This window comes from Hyunsoonleella rubra, from assembly GCF_042684665.1.
GTDB classification, from domain to species: domain Bacteria; phylum Bacteroidota; class Bacteroidia; order Flavobacteriales; family Flavobacteriaceae; genus Jejuia; species Jejuia rubra.
This window is the reverse complement of the sequence record NZ_JBHULY010000016.1, coordinates 26,411-48,444: the sequence shown is the minus strand read 5'-3', so window position 1 is coordinate 48,444 and position 22,034 is coordinate 26,411. Positions and strand designations below refer to the sequence as shown.

The following is a 22,034-nucleotide window of genomic DNA, read 5'->3' as shown; positions in this document are numbered from 1 at the left end:
TCTTTTTTTAAAATTCATAAATAGTGACACCACTTCTCAATTTGGGTTCAATATAGGTGCTTTTAGGTGGCATTGTGAGGCCCTCATCGGCAATGGCCTTCAATTCTGAAACTGTTATCGGAACTAAACCGAAGCCCACAGCAAATTCACCACTATCTATCTTTTGTTTTATGGTCACCAAATCATTTTGCCCATGGGAGTAGGATATTCGCTTGTCGTTGCGCAAATCCGAAATCCCTATAATCGGTTCCAAAATCGTTTTATAGAGAATTTGGGTGTCCAAGGCATCCAAGGACGAATTGATTTTATAATTACCTTTTCTAAGATAAAGCGAATAAAACTCACCATCCAAATACATACTGAAATGATGCTTTTTGTTGGGTTTGTATAGTTGGGCTCCTCGGTTTTCAATACGGAACATGGCGTCCAGTTTAATTAAAAAACGCTCTTTGGAAAACCCATTCAAATCTTTTACCAGACGATTAAATTCATAAATTTTAAGTTCTGTTTCAGGAATCAAATACACCATAAAGTTGTTGTAAGCTTCATTTCCCGTATGCGCTTCGTTTTCTGATTTAAGTTGCTCAGCTAGTAAGTTTGAAGATGCTGAACGGTGATGGCCATCAGCAATATAAATGGTACCAATATCCTGAAATATTCCTATGATGGTTTCTATATGCTTGGTGCTATTCAAAAGCCACATATAGTGGGTATCCCTAAAATGTGTGGTGAATTCAAATTCTGCCCGCTCTTTCTCCACCTCGGTAATGATTTTGGTGATTTCAGCATTATCTGGATACGTCAACAAAACAGGTTCCGCGTTAAATCCGACCGTTTTTAAATAATCTTTAAAAATTTCTTCCCGATAGGCGATGGTGTCTTCGTGCTTTTTTATCACATCGTTTTTATAATCTTCGGCACTCGCGCCAGCTACAATACCACAAAATGTGTCGCCATTTCTATTGACTATTTTATAAATATAAAAACACGGCTGGTCGTCCTGCATAAAGATGCCATCTTCCTTAAACTCTAGATATCGGTTTCTAACCAAAGCATAGCGTTCCACGCCTTTAATGTCTTGCTGGTATCTGTAACCAGGATTGATGACATGCAAAAACGAAAAAGGGTTATAATCCAATCGGGCTTCAAGCTCTGGCTGGGTGTAGCTTTGATAGGAGCGCGAGGCCACCAACCCTACTTTGTCTCTTGTAGGGCGTACTGCTCTAAAGGGGAGTATTTTTGCCATTGTTGTTCAGTGTTCAGTGAGACTGCTTGCTGTAATTGCTAGTTGCCTCCTGCAAATTGTTTAGACACTTTCTGGGCCTTTTTGCTTTCCGAATAATCATAAAATCCTTCACCTGATTTTACTCCCAGTTTACCAGCACGAACCATATTTACCAAAAGAGGACAGGGCGCATATTTAGGGTTTTTAAATCCCTCGTACATCACATTCAAGATAGACAAACAGACATCCAAACCTATAAAATCAGCCAATTGCAAAGGCCCCATTGGGTGTGCCATGCCTAGTTTCATAACGTTATCAATTTCTTCTACGCCGGCAACTCCGTTATAAAGCGTTTCAATGGACTCGTTAAGCATTGGCATTAAAATACGATTGGCCACAAATCCAGGATAATCGTTCACTTCAACAGGAACTTTACCCAAGGTTTTAGACAAATCCATTATGGTTTTCGTTACCTCTTTGTTGGTATTATAGCCATTGATGATTTCGACTAGAGGCATAATCGGCACTGGATTCATAAAATGCATGCCAATAACGCGTTCTGGTTTTGAAGTCACCGACGCAATTTGGGTAATCGAAATAGAGGACGTATTGGTTGCAAGAATTGTTGTTCCGGAACAAGCCTCGTCCAATTTCTTGAAAATCTTCAGTTTTAAATCCAAGTTTTCAGTGGCCGCCTCAATCACCAAGGTAGCATTATCAACTCCTTTTTCAATATTAGTAAAAGGTGCAACATTATCCAGCGTATCCTGCTTTTGTTGAACCGTGATTTTTTCTTTGGCCACCATGCGGTCCAAATTGTTTGCAATGGTTTGCAAGCCTTTTTTTAGGGCCTCTTTATTGATATCTATTAATTGAACTTTAAATCCGTTTTGGGCAAAAGTATGAGCAATACCATTTCCCATGGTTCCAGCTCCAATTACGGCAACGTTTTTCATATTTTAATGTTTAATTACTCAAAGTAATGGTTCCAATGCATTTAATCCATAACATTTAAAGGGCAAGAGTAAAATTCCTCCCCTTTGGAGAGGCTGGGAGGGGCCTAAAACTGATTAATAATCATATTGGCCACACGAAGGGCTTCCGTACCATCATGCAAGGTCACCACTGGGGTGTTGTCATTGTTGATAGCATCCGCAAAGGTTTCCAGTTCGTCCAAAATGGAATTGTTGTCGGGTATTTTAGGATTATCAAAATAGATTTGCTTCCTTACCCCTTCAGCATTTTGTAGAATCATATCGAAATCCCCAGGATTTTCTGGGGCATCCTTCATTTTAACTACCTCGCATTTTTTGGTCAGAAAATCCACAGAGATATAGGCATCCTTTTGGAAAAATCGTGCTTTACGCATTTTCTTTAAAGATATTCTACTGGCCGTTAGATTGGCAACACATCCATTTTTAAACTCGATACGGGCATTGGCGATGTCCGGCGTATCGCTGATAACTGCCACGCCACTTGCTGAAATATGTTTCACCTCTGATTTTACCACGCTCAGGATAACATCGATATCGTGAATCATCAAATCTAAAACAACCGGTACATCCGTACCCCTTGGATTAAATTCCGCCAAGCGATGCGTCTCAATAAACATGGGCGATTTGATATCATCTTTCACGGCAATGAAGGCTGGGTTAAAACGCTCCACATGGCCCACTTGGCCTTTTACCTTGTGAAGGGCTACCAAAGCTCTAATATCCTCGGCCTCGGCCAGTGTATTTGTAATCGGCTTTTCAATGAAAATATGCTTTCCTTTGGTGATGGCTTTTATAGCACATTCGTGGTGCGACAAGGTGGGGGTCACAATATCCACAACATCCACGGCATCTATTAAATCTTCAATAGAATCAAAAGGTTTATAACCGAATTCGTCCGCTACTTTTTTCGCATTGGAGGCATCCGGGTCGTAAAACCCGACCAATTCATATTTTTCAGATTGATTGAGCAGTCTCAGATGAATTTTTCCAAGGTGACCTGCACCTAAAACACCAGCTTTTAGCATAGTTTTATATTTAAATCGAAGGTATGATTATTAAAATATTAATGTAAAAATCGACGAAAATTCAAGAAAAATACGCCATGATTTCATCGCTTAAAGATACTAAATTTAAATTCCGAAAAAATTGTTTTTAGCTTAAAAATGTTTGAGTATTTCAAAGAAGAACTCCTCGACATTAGTGTGGAGGTTTCCGTTGAAATTGTCATTCCCGAAACATCGGGAATCTGATTAAAAGAATTTCGTTTCCTTAAAAATTTTGGACTGAAGTATTGCATTTTTAAGCGCTCAATTCGGTAGTTCTTTTGAAGAAATTCTTTTATTTTTGGCATAAATAACCTCCCGAAACTAGTGAAAGATACTTTTAAACATCAAGGACTAAGACAACAATTGGTTAACACCATAGCCGCCAAAGGTATAACGGATGAAAAGGTGCTAAAAGCCATTGGCGATATTCCAAGACATTTGTTTATGGACTCTGGATTTTTGGATCATGCCTATCAGGACAAAGCCTTTCCGATTGCTGCAGACCAGACCATTTCGCAACCCTATACCGTGGCTTTTCAAACGGAGCTGTTAAAAGTTTCGCCGGGGGATAAAGTGTTGGAAATTGGTACGGGAAGTGGGTACCAAACTGCCGTACTGTGCAAATTGGGTGCAAAGGTTTACAGTATTGAACGCCAGCAGGAATTGTTTAAAAAAACGAGCAAGTTTTTGCCCAAAATAGGCTATCGGGCTAAAAAACTCATTTTCGGTGACGGTTATAAAGGACTGCCCGAAGAAGCACCTTTTGATAGCATTATTGTGACCGCCGGAGCACCTTTTGTACCAAAACCGTTGTTAAGTCAGCTTAAAGAAGATGGCGGGCGTTTGGTTATTCCGGTGGGTGATGATGTGCAGGTGATGACCCTATTTATCCGAAAAGGCCCAAAGGAATTTGAAAAGCACGAGTTTGGAGAGTTTCGTTTTGTGCCTTTGTTGGAGGATAGGAATTAGTTTTGTTAGCTGTTAGCTGTTAGCTGTTAGCTGTTCGGGATGACTTGTATTTTAATCTCCCAGAATCTTCGTTTCCAGCCCATCAATGCTCTTCGTATTCTTTTCCTTCCAATAATTTTCAATGCGTTCCCTGCCTTGTTTTTCTGCCCAAGAGTTGAGTTGTTTGCGTTCTTCCTTAAAATCCATAAAAGGAACGGCATAGCCACAGGAAGTTTGCACACTGTCGATAGTCATATCTACAATCTGTCTCGTTCCCGGAATTTTTGGAAATAGATGTTTGTTTTCTTGAAATTCAGTATCACGTTCGTGATAAACTTTAGCGGTTCCGTATAATCTTAAAATCAATGGCTTGCCTTCAAAGGAGCAAAACATTACGGTCATCCGATTGTTTTCCAATAAGTGCGCTGCTGTTTCATTGCCACTTCCAGTTAAATTCAACCAAAGCACACTTTTATTATCCATTACTTTAAAGGTGTCGGCCAAGCCTTTTGGTGATAGATTGATTCTGCCATCGGCCGCAGCCGTGGCCACAAAAAATATCTTTTGGGCCTCTATAAACTCTTTTAATTCAGGGGTAATTTCATCAAAAAATTTCGCCATAGCTTTATCATTTTCTGGGTAAATACGCCTTCGGAATAGGGTTGTCTTCCGTTTCTTGAGACCAATAAATATTCATAATCCACCAGCGTTTGCCATCATTCAATAATTGAATGCTGTTAATGCCTCGCATAAAAGGTTTTTCATCATCCTTGCTATGATAGCACTCATAGGTACTAAATACGTGTGCGATATTGCCATAAGCATTTACCTTTCGGTGGATTTCCTTCTCGATAAAGCCATTCAATTTTAGCCACTTATCCGAGCTTTTGATATACTCCGAGGGGCTCATAAATTTAGCTTTGTAAATGTCTTCGCTGTTTTTTCCTGTGGGAATCAATTTGGCACCCGGGTAAAACAAAAACTTAAATTGCTTCCAATTCCGCTCTGCATCTTTTTCACCTGAAATTACTTTGTATAGGCCTTTTATCGTTTTGTCTAGCGTTTTAACTTTGGAGCTGTCAATCTTAAATTTTTCTTCGACTTCCTTCTTTTTTTGAAAAATATTCTGTGAAGTTGAAGGTAGCGAGAATGCGCACAAACAAAGTAGGAGGACTAGTTTTTTCATTATAAAAATTTATGGTAGCAAATTACTAAATCGAAACCCTATAACGGTTAATATCCTCTTAAATTATTCCAAAATGTCAGTTCGAGTGTCCCAACAGGTTTCGTTGGGATGTATAGAGAACTTCTTACTCTGATTTGTCATTCCGCACTTGATGCGGAATCCACCACAGCCATTCCTAGTGGATTCCTGCTTTCGCAGGAATGACAGCTGCACTCAGTTAAAGTTCGGGTTTTGTCTTTTGGAATTTGATATTATTTGTAGATTTTCTTAATCCGATCTAAGTTCCTTTTATTATCGCGGTCTTTGATGGTTTCGCGTTTATCGTAGAGTTTTTTACCTCTGGCAAGGGCAATGTCCAATTTTGCAAAGCCCTTATCGTTGATAAATAAGCGCAATGGAATAATGGTCAGCCCTGTATTTTGGACCTCCTTCTGTAATTTTTTAAGCTCCTTTTTATTGAGCAATAGTTTTCTTGTGGCCTTGGGCTTGTGGTTGTAATGGGTGCCAAAAGCATATTCCTCAATGGTCATGTTTACCACAAACAATTCCATGCGGTCATTAAACTCACAAAAACTCTCGGCAATGGAAGCCTTGCCACTGCGGATGGATTTTATTTCGGTACCGGTCAACACAATGCCAGCCGTGTATTTGTCCAATATCTCGTATTGGAAACGGGCTTTTCTGTTTTGTATGTTTACCGATTTTTGCATGACGGCAAAACTACATAAAATTATGAAGTTTGAATTTTTATTTCATCGTAAATCCGAGTTTGACGGTGACTTGCCAATGCTCTACTTTTCCGTTTTTTATATTACCCCGAGATTCTATAACTTCAAACCAACGGAGGTTATCAATTGTTTTTGAGGCTTTTGCAATGGCATTTTGTACGGCGTCATCACTTGAAACTGCTGATGTGCCGACGATTTCGATTTTTTTGTAAATGTGATCTTCCATGATTCTAATATTTTAGTTGATTTATAACTTTAAAAGATACGAAAAATAGGATTTGGGAAAATCAAATTTGTATTTTTGTATCTGCTTTTTAGAAACCGGAAGTGATTTAAATCGTTTCCAAAAACAAATCAATTTTATGAAGTCATTTGACGTAGCCGTTATTGGTTCTGGTCCTGGAGGATATGTTGCAGCCATTCGCTGTGCACAACTGGGCATGAAAACCGCAATTATCGAAAAATATAATACGCTTGGGGGCACCTGTTTGAATGTAGGCTGTATTCCAAGTAAGGCGCTTTTGGATTCGTCTCATCATTATGAAGATGCCATAAAACATTTTGAGGAGCATGGCATTGAAATTCCTGGAGATGTAAAGGTAAATCTTGAAAAAATGATTGCCCGGAAACAGGCTGTTGTTGACCAGACTACCGGAGGTATCGATTTCTTAATGAAGAAGAATAATATCGAAGTGTTTCATGGCATGGGAAGTTTTAAGGATGATACCCATATTACAGTTTCTGGAGAAGAAACTGTTGAAATTGAAGCTAAAAAGACCATAATTGCCACAGGAAGTAAACCTTCAACTTTACCGTTCATTGAAATTGACAAAGAACGTATTATTACTTCAACTGAAGCCTTAAAATTGAAAGAGATTCCCAAGCATTTGATTATTATCGGTGGGGGAGTTATCGGTTTAGAATTAGGCCAGGTCTATAGAAGACTGGGTTCTGAAGTAACTGTTATCGAATACATGGATCGCATTATCCCAACAATGGATGGTGGATTATCCAAGGAATTGAACAAGGTATTTAAAAAGGCAAAATTCTCGATGCAGGTATCACATAAAGTAAAATCTGTGGAAAGAAAAGGCGATGAGGTCATTGTAAAGGCCGACAATAAAAAAGGTGAGGAAGTAGGATTTAAAGGTGATTATTGTTTGGTATCCGTTGGTCGTCGCCCATACACTGATGGCTTAAATGCAGAAGCAGCTGGCGTAAAATTGGATGACAGAGGCAGGGTAGAAGTGAATGGCCATTTGCAAACTTCAGCCTCAAATATTTATGCGATTGGAGATGTGGTAAAAGGAGCGATGTTGGCTCACAAAGCCGAGGAAGAAGGCGTGTTTGTTGCCGAAACCATGGCAGGGCAGAAACCGCATATCGACTATAATTTAATACCAGGTGTAGTATATACTTGGCCAGAAGTAGCTGCTGTTGGTAAAACTGAAGAGGAGTTAAAAGAAGCAGGAGTGGATTATAAATCGGGACAGTTCCCAATGAGAGCTTTAGGTAGAGCTAGAGCAAGTATGGATATTGACGGTTTTGTGAAAATCCTAGCGGATAAAACTACAGATGAAATTTTGGGCGTACATATGATTGGAGCTAGAGCTGCCGATATGATTGCCGAGGCTGTAGTGGCGATGGAGTATCGTGCTTCGGCTGAGGATATTTCAAGAATGTCGCATGCACACCCAACATTTACGGAGGCTATAAAAGAGGCGGCATTGGCGGCTACTGACGATAGGGCATTGCATATTTAGTGAAACCCAAAACCTAAAAGCGAAGCGCATTAGGTTTTGATGGCTGAACTAAATCCCGCCATTATCGGCGGGATATAAATGGACTTAAAAGAATATTAAAAGCGAATCAAAGGTTAATTTGGTTCGCTTTTTTATGCAAGGTTTTCTTTAGTATCTTTAGAGGTGAATAAGCTATTATCCTAATTATTAATCCTTTCCTCATGAAAAAACTATTCTTATTCCTCATTGCCTTGTGCATTTCTTTTCAAATTAACGCCCAACAAAAAGAGTTGTCCCCCATTCTTTTTATTTATGATGCCAGTGGCTCTATGTGGGGTCAGCTTCAGAATAGCACTAAAAAACAGATTGCTTCTGAGGTATTGACTACCACCGTTAACAATTTGCCAGAAAATCAAAATATAGGTTTATTGGTGTATGGCCATAACCGAAAAGGCGATTGTAACGATATTGAATATTTAGTGGATTTGTCCAACAATTCAAAAGAAAAGGTGACAAGTACCGTAAAAGGCCTTAATGCTCTAGGGAAAACGCTTTTGGCGCGCTCTGCAAACATGGCCATAAATTCCCTTAGGAAATCCAAAACCAAGGCCACTATCATTTTGATAACCGATGGGATTGAATCCTGTGATGGCGATATTTGCGATATCGTTTCTAAGGCCAAATTAGAGGGTATCGATTTCAAATTGCATATTGTCGGATTTGGACTGAAAGAAGGCGAAAAGGAACAGCTAAAGTGCGCTGCCACTGCCGGCGACGGAAATTATTATGATGCCAATAACGCCAATGGTTTGGGAGATGTGCTGATTGAAGCCACATCAGAAACCGTGGATGACCCCGAAGGGAATTTTTCAGTATACGCCACTAAAAATGGTGAGCCGGTGGATGCTTGGGTTAAGGCTATTGAGGCAGGTACTGAAAAAGAAATTGATGCGGTAAGAACGTATCGTGATACGGCATTTTTGTATTTACCTCCTGGAAAATATACATTAAATGCCCGTCCATTGGAAAACTCAAAAATTAAAGGGACTACCATCAATGTAGAAAGTAAAGAAGGTGAAATGGGGCATCAAACCATAAGTTTTGACGGTGGGAAAGTTAGCGTTACTACGACTAACAATGGTGAAGGCTGGGACAGCACCTGTAGGGTATATGTCCAAGATGGTGCGTTTGTTACAGGAAGTAGGACTTATGGAAAAGCAAGGGTTTTGGAAGTAAATGCTGATGTATATAATATTGAGGTTCAAGCGTTGCAGATCAAAGGTCTCGAAACCAAATATATCATCGAAAATGTTAAAGTTGAGCCGGGCAAAACCATTGATGTGGTGCACAATTTCGAATCGGGAATAGCAATGATTGGTGCAAAAAGTGGTGGTGAACTTGTGGATGCCGTGGTAAAGGTCATAGAAAAAACTTCTAATAAGAATGTAGCAAGTAGTAGGACTTACACTTCTGAAAATTAAAAATGACTACTCTGGGAAAACATAAAGGGCATAATATAACCTTTACCATTGAAGTGAAGGCTAGGGAAACCATAACTGAAATCATAAACTTTTAATCATGGCACATCACGTATTTAAAGGCTATAGTATTCTGTTTTACTTTTTGATGAGCATTTTCTCATTTTTTATCGGGCTGTACTATGCCGGGATGGTAGAAGCTGGGAAAAATCAAGGTTTGGCCGGTGGGGCTATTGTGTTGAGTTATGGTGTGGTTGCTGGGCTAATCGGTCTGGTTTTGGCGATATTAATCGTTTATAAATCCAAAAGAAAACTTATTTTTTGGGGCAATATTGTTTTGGGGATTTGCATTTTAGGATTTTGGGTAAATGCCCATTTAAAATATAAAGAAAAACAAAAGGCGAAGGAATTGGAACGGGAGCAATTCGAAAAAAGAAAACCAAAGCCCACGACACCAACCTCACCTGTGGATTCTAATGTAAAATCGAAACCTATGGCGATGTTGGTTAATGGGTCTGAACAAGATAAAAAAGATGCAGGTTTGGGTATGTTTGCTCCAAATATTTCAGAAAGTAAAGCTTTGTATTTCTACGGCAACCCTAATTTTCAAAAATCCAGATTGGAACATGCACCTATTGACAGCATCACCTTTAAAAAAAGGGAATACGGCGGTTTTGAAATTGCTACTGCCCCGCCGTGGTTAGTGCCCGATCATCTTAAGTTAGATTACGATATGCTGTATTTTAAGGTGAAATCGGTTTCTCAGGATTTTGTTGAAGTTCGTGTAAACAACGTCACCAACAAAACGTCTTTTGTTGATAAATATCAAGGCAAGATTGCCTATTGGCCCGAGTTTTTGCTGGGTGTGCATAGCGTGGAATTTAGAAATCCCCAAACACAGACTGTTTATGTAAAGCCCTTGGAACATGCTGGAAAAGTGTCCATACCGCATAGTTTTATGAAGCCGGTTAGGATAACCAGAAACTGGATGCATGTTGAGCTAATTAACGATGGTTTTGATACTGTTGGTAAAGGGTGGATACAATGGACAAAAGATGGGGGGGTTCTAATTAGGTATAACTTGTTGAGTTAGAATTGTTTAATAATTTAACATTTTGTTTAAACAAAGCAATCTAAATTCATTATTTTTGCAGTTCTGAAACTTGGTTTATGAATTGCCCAAAACTATTGTGTTTTCTAACATTATTATGCACATCTATTTTTGTTTCCGCTCAGGAAAAATTTACAATTAGCGGTACGGTTACCGACGCGTCTAACGGGGAAACAGTTTTTGGGGCTTCAGTGTTTTTTGAAGGCACTACTGTTGGAGCTATTACCAATGAATACGGATTTTATTCTATTACCGCTGATGAAGGCGACTATAAGTTGGTGGTGTCATATGTGGGATACTCCACTTCTGTAAAACAGGTGAACCTAAATTCTAATCAAAAAATAGACTTTGAAATAGCCGAAGCTTCTACAGAGTTGGATGAGGTTGTAGTGATTGCCGAGGAATCGGACAGACTAAATATCAAAAGTCCGCAAATGAGTGTTACCAAGCTAAAAATGGGCACCATTGAAAAGATGCCGGTGGTATTGGGCGAAACGGATATTATCAAATCCATTCAATTGTTACCGGGGGTTACTAGCGTTGCCGAGGCCTCAACGGGGTTTAATGTGCGCGGAGGGGCAGCCGATCAAAATTTGGTGTTGCTCGATGAAGCTATTATCTACAACACGTCTCATTTGTTTGGATTGTTCTCGGTTTTTAATACCGATGCTATCAAAGATATCAAGTTGTATCGTGGAGGAATCCCAGCGAGGTTTGGAGGACGGGTGTCTTCGGTGTTGGATGTGCGCCAAAAGGATGGTAACAGCAAGAGATTTGAACTGAACGGAGGACTGGGGCTCATTTCAAGCCGATTGTCTGCCGAAGGGCCTTTATTCAACCAAAAGGGTTCATTTTTGGTGGCTGGACGGGGCTCATATGCCCACTTGTTTTTGGAGGCTTCGGATTTGGAGAACAGCGCCAAATTTTATGACTTAAATCTGAAAACCAATTATAATATAGATGGGAATAACAAGTTGTATTTGTCGGGTTACTTCGGCAGGGACGACTTCAATTTCGGCACAAATTTCGATAGTGGTTACGGAAATGCCTCGGGCAACTTAAGATGGAACCACGTTTTTAACGACCGTTTGTTTTCAAATTTATCCCTAATTTATAGCAAATATGATTATCTCTTGGATTTTAAATCCTTTGAATTTGATTGGATTTCTGAAATAGAAAACTATAACATCAAATATGATTTGAGTTATTTCAAAAATGAAAAATTGCAGATAGATTTTGGACTGAATGCCATTTTGTATGATTTCAATCCAGGTGAAATCAATCCCACATCCGATACTTCGCCGATTAACCCATTGTTGCTAGATCAAAAAAGGGCATTTGAAAACGGATTATACATTAGTGCAGAGCATAAAATCAGCGATAAATTGACGGCAGCTTATGGATTACGCTACAGCTATTTCATCAGAAGAGGAGGTCAACCTTTAAATGAGTATCAAAATGGCCTGGCTGTGGTCTATAATCCTACTTTGGGCATCTATGAAGAAGGTAATATCTTGGGAGAACGGGTTTACGATAAGGATGAAACTATCAAAACCTACGGTAATTTGGAGCCCCGATTGGCAGTTTCTTACCAATTAAATGATAATACCTCCATAAAGGCGGGCTACAGCCACACGGCGCAGTATATTCATTTATTGTCCAATACGCTTTCGGTGACCCCATTGGACGTTTGGACGCCCAGTGGTAAATTCATCAAACCGCAATTGTCTGACCAGTATTCTCTCGGCTATTTTAAAAACTTTAAGGATGAAGCATATTCCTTGGAAGTGGAAGCTTACTACAAAACCGTGGACAATCGTATCGATTATGTAGATGGCTCAGATTTAATTGGTCAGAATACCATTGAAACTGAAATTTTAAATGGCGAATTAAGGGCTTACGGTTTGGAGTTTTTACTGAGAAAGAATAAAGGGGATTTCACGGGATGGCTGGCTTACACGATTTCTAAGGCAGAACAGCGTACACCGGGAGGTGCCTCAGGTGGCCCGGGTATTAATAACGGCAATTGGTATTATGCACCGCATGACCGCACCCATGATGTGTCCGTCACCGCAAGCTATAAGTTGAATGATAAATGGACTTTTGGAGCCAATGCAATTTATCAAACCGGAAGGCCGGTAACTTATCCCGATGGGCAGTACACCTATGAAGGCTTGAACATTGCAAATTTTTCCGATAGAAACTCCAGTCGACTTCCAAATTACCATCGTATTGATGTTTCGGCGACTTGGGTGCCCAACCGAAAGCCGGATAGGCGTTGGAAAGGAGAGTGGGTATTCGGTATTTATAATATTTACAATCGCAAAAATGCAGCCTCCATTGCCTTTGGGCAAAACAGGGAAACGGGAGCCAAAGAAGCCACAAGGACAGCTATTTTTGGGATTGTGCCTGCACTATCCTATAATTTTAAGTTTTAAGTTATGAAGCATCACATTTTAAAATATATCGTTGCTAGTTTTCTATTTACCGCATGTACGGATGTGATTGATGTGGATGTACCTGAAGCACCGCCAAGATTGGTGGTGGAAGCTTCTATAGATTGGGAGAAAAGTACCTCAGGGGCCGTTCAAACTGTAAAACTAAGTATGTCTACTCCTTTTTTCGAGAATTTGACTGATACAGCCGTTACCGACGCTAGTGTCAAGATTACCAATGACACTTCCAATCAGGAATTTATTTTATCCCATCAAGGTGATGGAATCTATAGCACATTTGAATTTGTGCCACAATTGAATCAGTCCTACACGCTTGAGATTATTCATAATGGCGAAACCTATACGGCACAGGAGACCATGACACCAGTGGTAGATATTGATGAAGTAAGCCAAGCGAGGGAAGGCGGATTTGATGGAGATGCATTGGAAGTAGATATCTATTTTAATGACCCGCCAAATGAAGAAAATTTCTATTTGTTTCGATTTGAGGAGCAAGGAGATTTGCTTCCCGAATTATTAGCGATTCCTGATGAATTTACCGATGGTAATAGAATGAAGGTCTTTTTTGAAAAAGAGGACGATGAGGACTCGGGAGAAGAAGAATTTGAACCCGGGGATACCGCGTTCATTAGTTTTTATGGAGTATCTAAACAATATTTCAACTACATTGATTTGCTGATTGACCAGTATGAAAACGCCGAAAATCCCTTTGGTACCGTTCCTGCTCGTTTAAAAGGGAATGTGATTAATACCACAAACCCCGATAATTATGCTTTTGGGTATTTCAGATTGGTACAAGTGGTGTATGCCAGCTATACGTTTCAATAAATAAGTTAGAGCTTAAAATCAGCATGTTGCCAGCTTTCATCAAATAGTTTTTGATATTTCGCAGTGTTGGTTCCATCCTTCAAGTTTTCATACGCCATTTTAATACCGTGGTATGCCCAACCGTTTTTCGGTAACCGCTTCAAATCCTCAAGATAGGTTTCAATAGCCAATCGGTGTTGCCCATTCAGCATTAAAACTTTTCCTAGGTGGTGTCGGATGGAGAAAAACCAATCTGGTGGTTCGTTGTAATTTAAGGCATCCTCCATTGCCACTGCCTTTTTTAATAAAACAATGCTGGCCTTATAATCTTTTTCGTGTGCGAGAATTTCAGCCGTTAAAACCTTTTCGGCTATTTGCACTAACTCATATACAGAATTAATGTCCCAAACCGTTATTTCACTGATGGATTCATCTTTGGCCAAAGTTCCCAAAGCCGAAAGCTCTAATTTTGCCCTTTCAATTTCACCCTTCCCTAAATAGGCCATGCCTTCTGCATAATGTCGAATAGCCTTGGGGTATTTAAGGTTGTATGTTTCCAACTTCATATTTAGAATGTCATCCCATTTTTCGAATTTCACGGCTACGTAATACGGAATAGTATAGTAATGTTGCAAGGTGCCCCAACCAGGTGCTGCCATAATTTCGGGGTGCACATGTTCTGATACTTTATTGGCTCCAATCATGGCCCAATGGCTATTGCCCTCCAATGTTGCCGTAGCAGCCATAAAATGATAATTATGGGGATAATAAGCTAAAGGGTAGGCGCCTTGGGCGTGACAGGTTGTAACATAAGCACTATCTGCTTTTACGGCCGCGATATTGGATAGCGTACCTTTGTGGTAGTCCCCAGTTCGAATATAGGTATGGGAGGGCATGTGCAAAAGATGTCCAGACCCAGAAACTAAACCATCATCAAAAGCCTTTGCAGATGGGTAAGAGCGCTCAGGCGTATTTGACGCTTCAACAGCATGGATATAAAAATGATGAGCCCCTGGATGCCCCGGATTTTGTGCTATCAGTTTTTCTAAAAGGGTTACGATTTCTGGGGTCCAAGGTTTTGGTTTGCCTATTTCATCATACAAATCCCATGGGTGCAAATTCATAATGGATTCGGCATATAACGAACTGATTTCGGTATCATTGGGATATTTTTCGAATAGTTTTTTCATGGCCATGGAATAATCAATATCCAATTGGCTTCTGTCCTCAGGAGCTTCGGGGGCATAGCGCAACGCCATGGCTTCAATAAATGCTTTTTCTTTTTCCGTTGCGTTGGATGAAAGGGCTTTTGCTTTTTGAATCGCCTCATAAGCGCGTTCATAATTATCGGGTTCCATGCCCGCGTTGTAATTTGGCCCCAAAACATATGCAAAACCCCATTGGGCCATAGCGCACTCTGGATCCAATTTTGAGGCGTAATAAAACGATCGTGCCGCTTCGGCATGGTTAAAGGCATAGGCCAAAGCCATACCTTGATTAAAATATTGCTGTACCAAATTGTTTTTTGTACTAATAGGGTAGTCAATCACATCATACCCATCCAATAAAGGAGCAACATTGTTCCCCTTATACCATTCAGCATCCGTAATTTGAGGCACGCATGCGTATCTGGAACTGATGGTTGTTTTCGGTTCAGTAATTTCTTGGTTTTCTTTGTTCTTTTTACATGAACAAATTAGAATTAGTGTGGCTAAAACTAAGGTTAGATGTTTCACTTGTGTAAGGATTTGATTGTTAAGCTTTTAATGAGTTGTAAGTTACTAAAATTTTAGGATTCTGCACTTATGATAAAAATGTAAAAGCTGAAATTTGAGTATGGAATGCGTATCATATTAGCAGTTTTTTATTACATAATCATATAATTTTACTTTTTTTGCAGTTTGGAAGTGACTTTTTCAAAACCACTGTGTCTTAAAACTAATCAACTAGCGAAACGCTATAATTGGAAACCCTAAACGACATTAATAAACAATCGGACGAGGATCTGGTAAAGGCAATTGTACAGACGAATGACACATTGCTTTTCGAGGTGTTGTATGATAGATATGCCTCGTTGGTTTACAATAAATGTTATGGGTTTGCAAAGGATGCCGACGAGGCCAAGGATTTGACCCAAGACGTATTTTTGAAGCTCTTTGTCAAGCTGGCCAGTTTTAAAGGGAAATCTAAATTTTCAACATGGTTATATGCGTTTACGTATAATCATTGTGTAAATTACGTTACCCGAAATACAGCTAAAAAGTTTGAAAAGCAGTCGGTGGACTACAAGGACATCGAAAACCTTTCAGAAGAGGAAGATGACAATAGTTTTGTGGATATGAGGGTGGATCAATTGAAAGTCGCTTTGGAACTGATTTCTCCAGAAGAGAAAATGATTTTGTTGTTGAAATACCAAGATTTCCTTACAATAAAGGAAATTGAAAGTGTTTTAGGTATTGGAGAAAGTGCCGTTAAAATGAGAATTAAACGCGCAAAGGATAAGCTAGTAACAGTATATAACGAGAGCTTTAATTAATGGAGAATCCATTTAAACATATAAACCAACCCATCAAGGAAGTTCCGCCAGAACTGAAGTCCAAGGTAATGAGCGATATTGCTATGGCTAAGTTGATCATGGAGCTTGCCGCATTGTTCTCATATAATATCGGTGATATTATTGAAACTGTTGTAAAAAACAGGAATAAAAAAAATAACCAAAACCTAACTTAAATTTTTTTTAAACATCATGGATAAAATTACATCATGGAAAGATAAAGCCTTAGAATCATTGACCACCTTGTGGCCCGATGTGGCTCAGGTATTGCTAAATCTTTTGGCAGTCTTTGTATTACTATTTGTGGGCTGGCTTTTAACAAAGTTTATCGTTCGCATTGTTAAAAAGGCACTAAAACTGGCGAAAGCCGATAAACTGGACGATAAGATAAACGAAATAGAAATTGTCGAAGGCAAAAAATTACAGTTTGATACGGTAAAAATTGTCTCAAAATTTGTGAAATGGGTCATGTATATCATGTTGCTGATTATGGCCTTGGACGTTATGGATCTTACCATGATTTCTGAAAGAATAAGTGAACTACTTGGGTATTTACCGCAGTTGTTCACAGCCCTTGTGATTTTTACGGTCGGTCTGATATTAGCGAATTTGATAAAAAAAGGCATCCGTTCATTTTTTGAATCCATGGATTTATCGGGGGCAAAAATCATCAGCCAAGTGGTGTTCTTTATCATATTGACTTTTGTGTCCATAACTGCGCTTAACCAAGCGGGTGTGGATACTGAAATCATCACGAGCAACATTACCATGATTTTGGCGGCCTTTTTATTGGCCTTTGCATTGGCCTTTGGTTTTGGGGCGCAAAAAGTGGTAGCTGATTTGCTAAAAACCTTTTATGCCCGGAAAACTTATGAAATCGGTCAAAAAATAGAGTTCAATGATATAAAAGGTGAAGTGGAATCCATCGATGGAATAAGCGTCACCTTAAAAACAAGACAGGGCAAATTAGTCGTGCCCATTAAAGATATTGTAGAGAGTCAAGTAAGTATTCAGGATTAACTTTAAGTTAGGGTTAAAATTTGGTTGGTTACTTTTCTGGGTGCCGAAACGGCTCTCTACATCTTATCATCCCTTTCCAATAATTTGGAAAGGGATTTTTTTTATGATAATTTCGAGATTCTAAATATGTTTCCATGAGGTCGTTTTTCTTTTATATTTTCACATTAGGCGTAGGTATAGGGGTACAATCCCAGGCTGATATTCCAGATAATTACAAATTGGTTTATGCTCAGAATTTTGATCAACCACAGGCCGTTTCTGATCTTGAAATGACAGATGATAGCGTGTGGCGCATTTCAAAAGGAGATTTTGGGGAATGTGTAGAACTTTTTGGTAAAAGTAGCTATCAACCGGAAGTGAGGTCGCCCTTTAATATTGCTGTTATAAAGAAAGTATTGGTTGGTGATTTTATTTTTGAAATCAAACTAAATCAAAATGGGCGAGAGTATGGGCATCGGGACATGTGTTTGTTTTTTGGGCTAAATAATGCATCTAATTTTTATTACACGCACATTGCTACAAAGGCGGATGCCTATGCCAATTCTATTTTTATAGTAAATGATGAACCCAGAAAAAGCATTGCTCTTGAACGCACAGAGGGTACATCATGGGGAACGCAAGATTCGTGGCATACGGCCAGAGTAGTTAGAAAAGTAAAACAGGGAATCATTGAAGTTTATTTTGATGATATGAGTGTACCCATCATGATAGCTAATGACACTCATTTTAAATCAGGTTATTTAGGTTTTGGCTCTTTTGATGACACAGGGAAATTTGATGATATTAAAGTTTGGGCACCTGAGGTTTTAAAGGAAAAGAGTGGATTTTTTAACTAGGATTAATCGTATTGATGCGCAAGGAGTTATTCGAGTTTGAAGACCAAAATAGGTTTCCTAAACCTATCCGACCTCTAATGACTAATTTTAAAATTTTTCCAGAACTTGCAGAACATGTTTTTTATAGCTTCGGCTAATGGTTAATGCCGTTTTGTGTATCGTGATTTCTTCGTGGGTAAATGACGAAATATGTTTCAGGGCAATGATATAAGAACGGTGGATTCTCAAAAAAGCTTTATTTGGTAATTTGGCTTCCATGGTACTTATGGTCTCTCGGGTAACGATGGTTTCTTTGGCCAAATGAATCTTGATATAATCACTGTAACTTTCAACATAAATAATATCATCAAAATCCACCTTTATCATTCGTCTGTCCGCCCTTACGAACATAAAATCATTCATATTTGATTCCTGAGAAACATCTGAATTGGACTCACTGTAAATGTCAAAATAATTGTTCACTGCTTTCAATAACCTTTCAAAGGATATGGGTTTTAAAAGATAATCAACAGCCTGAAGTTCAAAACCCTCCACAGCGTAATCCCTATAGGCTGTAGTAAAAATTATTTTAATGTCTTTACTTATGGATTTGGCAAAGGAAATCCCTGATATTTCAGGCATATTGATGTCCAAGAAAACCAAATCCACAGGGTTGTCCCTTAAGTAGCTAAAACCTTCAATAGCATTGTTGCAACTTTCAACCGTTTTTATGTTGGGAATTTTAGAAAGGTGCGAAGCAATGATTTCTTGTGCAATGGCTTCGTCATCAATAATTAAACACGATATGTTTTTATTTTGTCTCAAATATTAGATGTTTTGAAGTATGAGATTCACCTTAAAAATACCATTTTTGTGAACAATTTTTAGGTCGTAATTATCTTTATATAGCAAGTCTAAGCGTTTTTTAATGTTGGTCAATCCAATACCTTTTTTTACTATTTCCTCTTCAGAAGTTGTGTTTTCGATGCAAAAATGAATAGCTCCATTTTTGCAATTAATATTAGAAGTGATATCAAGGGTTCCATTTTTAATGGCGCCGTGCTTAAAACTATTTTCAATAAAAGGGAGGAGTAGCATAGGCGCTATTTTGATGTCTTCAGAAATATTGTTCGTCGTAAAATTAATATTCAAGGTTTTATTGAACCGCATTTTTTCCAGCTCAATGTAGTCCTTAATATGCTCTATGTCTTCGGTTAACAATACAAAAGGTTTATCCACTTTGTACAATAAATAATCTAACAAGTTAGAAAGTTTCAGAATCATTTCTGGGGTTTCGTTGGCCTTTTTTAGTGCGAAACCATACATGGTGTTCAACGTATTGAACAGGAAATGAGGATGGATTTGCATCTTTAAATAGTTCAATTCCTGTTCTTTGAGTTTTAGTTGGGCCTCTAAAATCTTCTTTTCCAGTTTACTGGTTGTTTGTGAGTGCTTTATGTTCAGTTTCAGAAGTTTATAGCCACTGGCAATAATAACGACCATATAAACTGCTATGGCCACAAAAAGCAAACTACGGCTTATTGGAGCCATCTCTGAAGACTCAAAATTTGATAGGTATACTAACCCATAAATAACTGAAATAACAATGAGATAAGCAGAAATTATGAATGTACTGAAACTGTAAAATGCAAAGCGAATATATTGTTTAGTGAAAAGATAATCGGGAATTAATTTGTATATCGACACGTATGTGGTAGCAATAGTTATGGGCATTAAAAAAAGTGAAAAGGAGAGGATATAGCTGAAGTCCTCACTGTCAAACCCAAAAAAATAGGTATAGAACAGGAGCACACCAGACCAAAAAAGTATGTGCAAAACAATCTGAGCTATTTTTTTTAAAGCGAGTTTAACGTGTTTCATGACTTATATGAAGCTACAATAATACCATATTTTGTTAAGTCACTATCATTTTTGTAGACGAGTAACGGGTTTAGAACGGGTTTCTGCATTAGGCTATTTAGTGCCTTAAATCTGTAATCTATCGCATTTCTGTTTTTAAAGTTAGCATGTGTGCTAAGTTTGTTTCACATCTAACATAAAATATAAACAAATGAAAAAATTCTTAATCCTTTTGCTTGTTTTGAGTACGGCATGCTTTTCTCAACAAGAAAAGTATAACCAGTTAGATTCTCTTTTTAGCATATTAGAATCTAAAAATAAGACTATGGGAAGTATTGCAGTAATGGAAAACGGAAAAATGGAGTATACAAATGCTATAGGTTTTCAGTTTAAAACTGAAAATGGGCAAAAAGAAGCTACCGAAACATCAAAGTATAGAATAGGGTCTGTTACAAAAATTTTTACGGCAACCATGATTTTTCAATTGATTGATGAAAATAAATTATTTTTAAATGATAAGTTGTCTAAATTTTATCCTGAAATTCCAAATGCTTCTAAAATATCAATAGCGAATCTTCTAAATCATAGCAGTGGGTTGTTTAATGTAGCAGAAGAGCCTGATTTTCATGAATGGATGGTTAGGCCATCATCACAAGAAAAAATGTTAGATAGAATAAAAAGTCATAAAGTGAATTTTGAATCAGGTGAAAAAAATGCTTATAGCAATACTAATTATATACTTTTGGGATATATTCTTGAAAGCATTGAAGGTAAATTATATGGGGATATTCTAAAAGATAAAATAGCGGATAAGTTAAATTTAGAAAACACTTATTATGGAGGCGCGATAGATATTGAAAGTGGAGAATGTCAGTCTTATTATATTAAAAAGGGAAAACTAAAACAGGCAAGGGAAACACATATAAGTAATCCAGCAGGAGCAGGAGCCATTGTTTCCAATACAACCGATATGGTAATTTTTATAAATGCACTTTTTAATGATGAATTAATAAGCCCAAATAGTTTTGAGGCTATGACAGGATTGTCTAAAGATCCTTATTGTAGTGGTATAATGTTCATGAAAAAAGGAGAACAGACCATTTATGGACATGGAGGGGCTATTGATGGTTTTCAGGCCTTTTTACTTTATGCTCCTGAGACTAAGACTGCGGTAGCAGTCACCTCGAATGCCACTAAATATGCTACTCAAGCTATGGTTTTTCATGCTTTAGATGCTTCCGAAGGTAAGACTTTTCAAATGCCCAATTTTAATAGAATTGAATTGTCAGAAGAAGAGGTAAAACGCTACGAAGGTATTTATGAAAATAGTGAATTTCCTTTCGATTTATTTTTTGTGGCTAAAGGAAAAACTTTACGAGCAGGGCCGAATGCTGAACAGTTGAATAACTTGGTTGCAACAAAGAAGGATGAATTTTCATTTGAATCAATGGGAGTGACTTTAAAGTTTGATCTAGAAAATAATACGGTGCTCTTCAATGATCAAACTTCGGCTCCCAAGGTTTTCACAAAAAAACAATAAATGTATAAGTATGATTAATACTATTTCACCATTAGTTCAAAGTTTGTCCTCAGAGTTGTCAAAACGATTCCAAGAAGGCGGTCCCTTCTTTATGTTTCTGATTTTAATTAGCTTATTACTGGCACTGTTCTTTCTGTGTTTGGGATTCCTAAACTTAAAAAAGAACATCAATAGGTCTAAAAAAATGACACTTTTGGCTTCAGATGCTAGCTTACTTGGCTTAGTATTGGGATTTATGGGATCCATAATTGGCATGATTGAAGCTTTTGATGCTATAGAGGCTTTGGGCAATATAAGTCAACAGATGATGGCAGGTGGACTTAAGGTAGCATTTTTAACATCCCTCTTTGGTTGCATTACCTTTGTTCTTCCAAGAATTGGGATTATCATATTAAAGAGTTTGCAAAAGGGGTGATGCTTTAATTTATTGGTGCAAGGATGGATAACAACAAATTTCGATTGAAGTCAAAAAAATGAAAGCGCCTTAACTTGAAGCTCTTTTCCATTCGGAATTCAACAAAGG

Annotated in this window: 22 protein-coding genes; 12 read left to right on the top strand and 10 right to left on the bottom strand. The window is 38.2% G+C overall.

The genetic code is table 11. The features are described 5' to 3' along the window. Positions 1–7: 7 nt before the first annotated feature. From ACFSR8_RS08470 to ACFSR8_RS08460, 3 genes are all read right to left on the bottom strand, one after another. Positions 8–1,246, bottom strand: coding sequence for a DUF1015 domain-containing protein (locus ACFSR8_RS08470; protein ID WP_380290999.1), 1,239 nt, complete (start codon positions 1,244–1,246; stop codon positions 8–10). Between the two features lie 38 nt (positions 1,247–1,284). Further along, positions 1,285–2,181 (bottom strand): 3-hydroxyacyl-CoA dehydrogenase family protein, encoded by an 897-nt coding sequence (locus tag ACFSR8_RS08465; RefSeq protein WP_380290997.1) that lies wholly within the window; start codon positions 2,179–2,181, stop codon positions 1,285–1,287. 104 nt (positions 2,182–2,285) lie between these two features. Then, positions 2,286–3,245, bottom strand: coding sequence for a Gfo/Idh/MocA family protein (locus ACFSR8_RS08460; RefSeq protein ID WP_380290995.1), 960 nt, complete (start codon positions 3,243–3,245; stop codon positions 2,286–2,288). 345 nt (positions 3,246–3,590) lie between these two features. On the opposite strand from ACFSR8_RS08460, the gene ACFSR8_RS08455 reads away from it, so the two are divergent. After that, the gene (locus ACFSR8_RS08455; RefSeq protein ID WP_380290993.1) at positions 3,591–4,235 is read left to right on the top strand and encodes a protein-L-isoaspartate(D-aspartate) O-methyltransferase; all 645 of its coding nucleotides are present in this window, start codon (positions 3,591–3,593) and stop codon (positions 4,233–4,235) included. Positions 4,236–4,286: 51 nt separating this feature from the next. On the opposite strand, the gene ACFSR8_RS08450 is transcribed toward ACFSR8_RS08455, so the two are convergent. From ACFSR8_RS08450 to ACFSR8_RS08435, 4 genes are all read right to left on the bottom strand, one after another. After that, positions 4,287–4,835, bottom strand: coding sequence for a pyridoxamine 5'-phosphate oxidase family protein (locus tag ACFSR8_RS08450; protein ID WP_380290991.1), 549 nt, complete (start codon positions 4,833–4,835; stop codon positions 4,287–4,289). A 7-nt stretch (positions 4,836–4,842) separates the two neighbouring features. After that, positions 4,843–5,400 (bottom strand): hypothetical protein, encoded by a 558-nt coding sequence (locus ACFSR8_RS08445; protein WP_380290989.1) that lies wholly within the window; start codon positions 5,398–5,400, stop codon positions 4,843–4,845. Between the two features lie 251 nt (positions 5,401–5,651). Continuing rightward, positions 5,652–6,110 carry an SsrA-binding protein SmpB gene (gene smpB / locus ACFSR8_RS08440; RefSeq protein WP_380290987.1) on the bottom strand — a complete coding sequence of 153 codons (459 nt, stop codon included), beginning with the start codon at positions 6,108–6,110 and terminating at the stop codon, positions 5,652–5,654. A gap of 37 nt (positions 6,111–6,147) precedes the next feature. Continuing rightward, on the bottom strand, positions 6,148–6,354 hold the full coding sequence (locus tag ACFSR8_RS08435; RefSeq protein WP_186563937.1) for a dodecin: 207 nt from the start codon (positions 6,352–6,354) through the stop codon (positions 6,148–6,150). Positions 6,355–6,490: 136 nt separating this feature from the next. On the opposite strand from ACFSR8_RS08435, the gene lpdA reads away from it, so the two are divergent. From lpdA to ACFSR8_RS08410, 5 genes are all read left to right on the top strand, one after another. Continuing rightward, entirely contained in the window at positions 6,491–7,891 is a 1,401-nt protein-coding gene (lpdA, locus tag ACFSR8_RS08430) for a dihydrolipoyl dehydrogenase (RefSeq protein WP_380290984.1), read from the top strand. A gap of 200 nt (positions 7,892–8,091) precedes the next feature. Next, a complete protein-coding gene (locus ACFSR8_RS08425) occupies positions 8,092–9,351 on the top strand; it encodes a vWA domain-containing protein (RefSeq protein ID WP_380290982.1) in 1,260 nt (419 codons plus the stop codon). 97 nt (positions 9,352–9,448) lie between these two features. Next, on the top strand, positions 9,449–10,441 hold the full coding sequence (locus tag ACFSR8_RS08420; protein ID WP_380290980.1) for a hypothetical protein: 993 nt from the start codon (positions 9,449–9,451) through the stop codon (positions 10,439–10,441). A gap of 77 nt (positions 10,442–10,518) precedes the next feature. After that, positions 10,519–12,897, top strand: a complete 2,379-nt coding sequence (locus ACFSR8_RS08415; RefSeq protein ID WP_380290978.1) for a TonB-dependent receptor — start codon at positions 10,519–10,521, stop codon at positions 12,895–12,897. A 3-nt stretch (positions 12,898–12,900) separates the two neighbouring features. Further along, the gene (locus ACFSR8_RS08410; protein WP_380290976.1) at positions 12,901–13,743 is read left to right on the top strand and encodes a DUF4249 domain-containing protein; all 843 of its coding nucleotides are present in this window, start codon (positions 12,901–12,903) and stop codon (positions 13,741–13,743) included. Positions 13,744–13,748: 5 nt separating this feature from the next. Here the strand turns inward: ACFSR8_RS08410 and ACFSR8_RS08405 are convergent, their stop codons facing one another. Then, a complete protein-coding gene (locus ACFSR8_RS08405; protein WP_380290974.1) occupies positions 13,749–15,458 on the bottom strand; it encodes a tetratricopeptide repeat protein in 1,710 nt (569 codons plus the stop codon). A 227-nt stretch (positions 15,459–15,685) separates the two neighbouring features. Between ACFSR8_RS08405 and ACFSR8_RS08400 the strand changes: the two genes are divergently transcribed. From ACFSR8_RS08400 to ACFSR8_RS08385, 4 genes are all read left to right on the top strand, one after another. Further along, on the top strand, positions 15,686–16,258 hold the full coding sequence (locus tag ACFSR8_RS08400) for an RNA polymerase sigma factor (RefSeq protein WP_380290972.1): 573 nt from the start codon (positions 15,686–15,688) through the stop codon (positions 16,256–16,258). Then, positions 16,258–16,452 carry a hypothetical protein gene (locus tag ACFSR8_RS08395; RefSeq protein WP_380290970.1) on the top strand — a complete coding sequence of 65 codons (195 nt, stop codon included), beginning with the start codon at positions 16,258–16,260 and terminating at the stop codon, positions 16,450–16,452. The genes ACFSR8_RS08400 and ACFSR8_RS08395 overlap by 1 nt, the downstream gene beginning before the upstream one ends. Positions 16,453–16,468: 16 nt before the next feature. Continuing rightward, positions 16,469–17,296, top strand: a complete 828-nt coding sequence (locus ACFSR8_RS08390; protein WP_380290968.1) for a mechanosensitive ion channel family protein — start codon at positions 16,469–16,471, stop codon at positions 17,294–17,296. Between the two features lie 134 nt (positions 17,297–17,430). Further along, positions 17,431–18,132 (top strand): hypothetical protein, encoded by a 702-nt coding sequence (locus ACFSR8_RS08385; protein ID WP_380290966.1) that lies wholly within the window; start codon positions 17,431–17,433, stop codon positions 18,130–18,132. A gap of 87 nt (positions 18,133–18,219) precedes the next feature. Here the strand turns inward: ACFSR8_RS08385 and ACFSR8_RS08380 are convergent, their stop codons facing one another. Both ACFSR8_RS08380 and ACFSR8_RS08375 read right to left on the bottom strand, forming a co-directional pair. Beyond that, positions 18,220–18,936: a LytR/AlgR family response regulator transcription factor gene (locus ACFSR8_RS08380; protein ID WP_380290964.1), complete on the bottom strand. Its 717-nt coding sequence runs from the start codon at positions 18,934–18,936 to the stop codon at positions 18,220–18,222. Positions 18,937–18,939: 3 nt separating this feature from the next. Next, a complete protein-coding gene (locus tag ACFSR8_RS08375) occupies positions 18,940–19,992 on the bottom strand; it encodes a sensor histidine kinase (protein ID WP_380290962.1) in 1,053 nt (350 codons plus the stop codon). Between the two features lie 190 nt (positions 19,993–20,182). Here ACFSR8_RS08375 and ACFSR8_RS08370 point away from each other — a divergent pair, with 190 nt between their 5' ends. Then, positions 20,183–21,511: a serine hydrolase domain-containing protein gene (locus ACFSR8_RS08370; protein WP_380290960.1), complete on the top strand. Its 1,329-nt coding sequence runs from the start codon at positions 20,183–20,185 to the stop codon at positions 21,509–21,511. Positions 21,512–21,521: 10 nt separating this feature from the next. Continuing rightward, the gene (locus ACFSR8_RS08365) at positions 21,522–21,926 is read left to right on the top strand and encodes a MotA/TolQ/ExbB proton channel family protein (RefSeq protein ID WP_380290958.1); all 405 of its coding nucleotides are present in this window, start codon (positions 21,522–21,524) and stop codon (positions 21,924–21,926) included. The last annotated feature ends 108 nt before the right edge of the window (positions 21,927–22,034 follow it).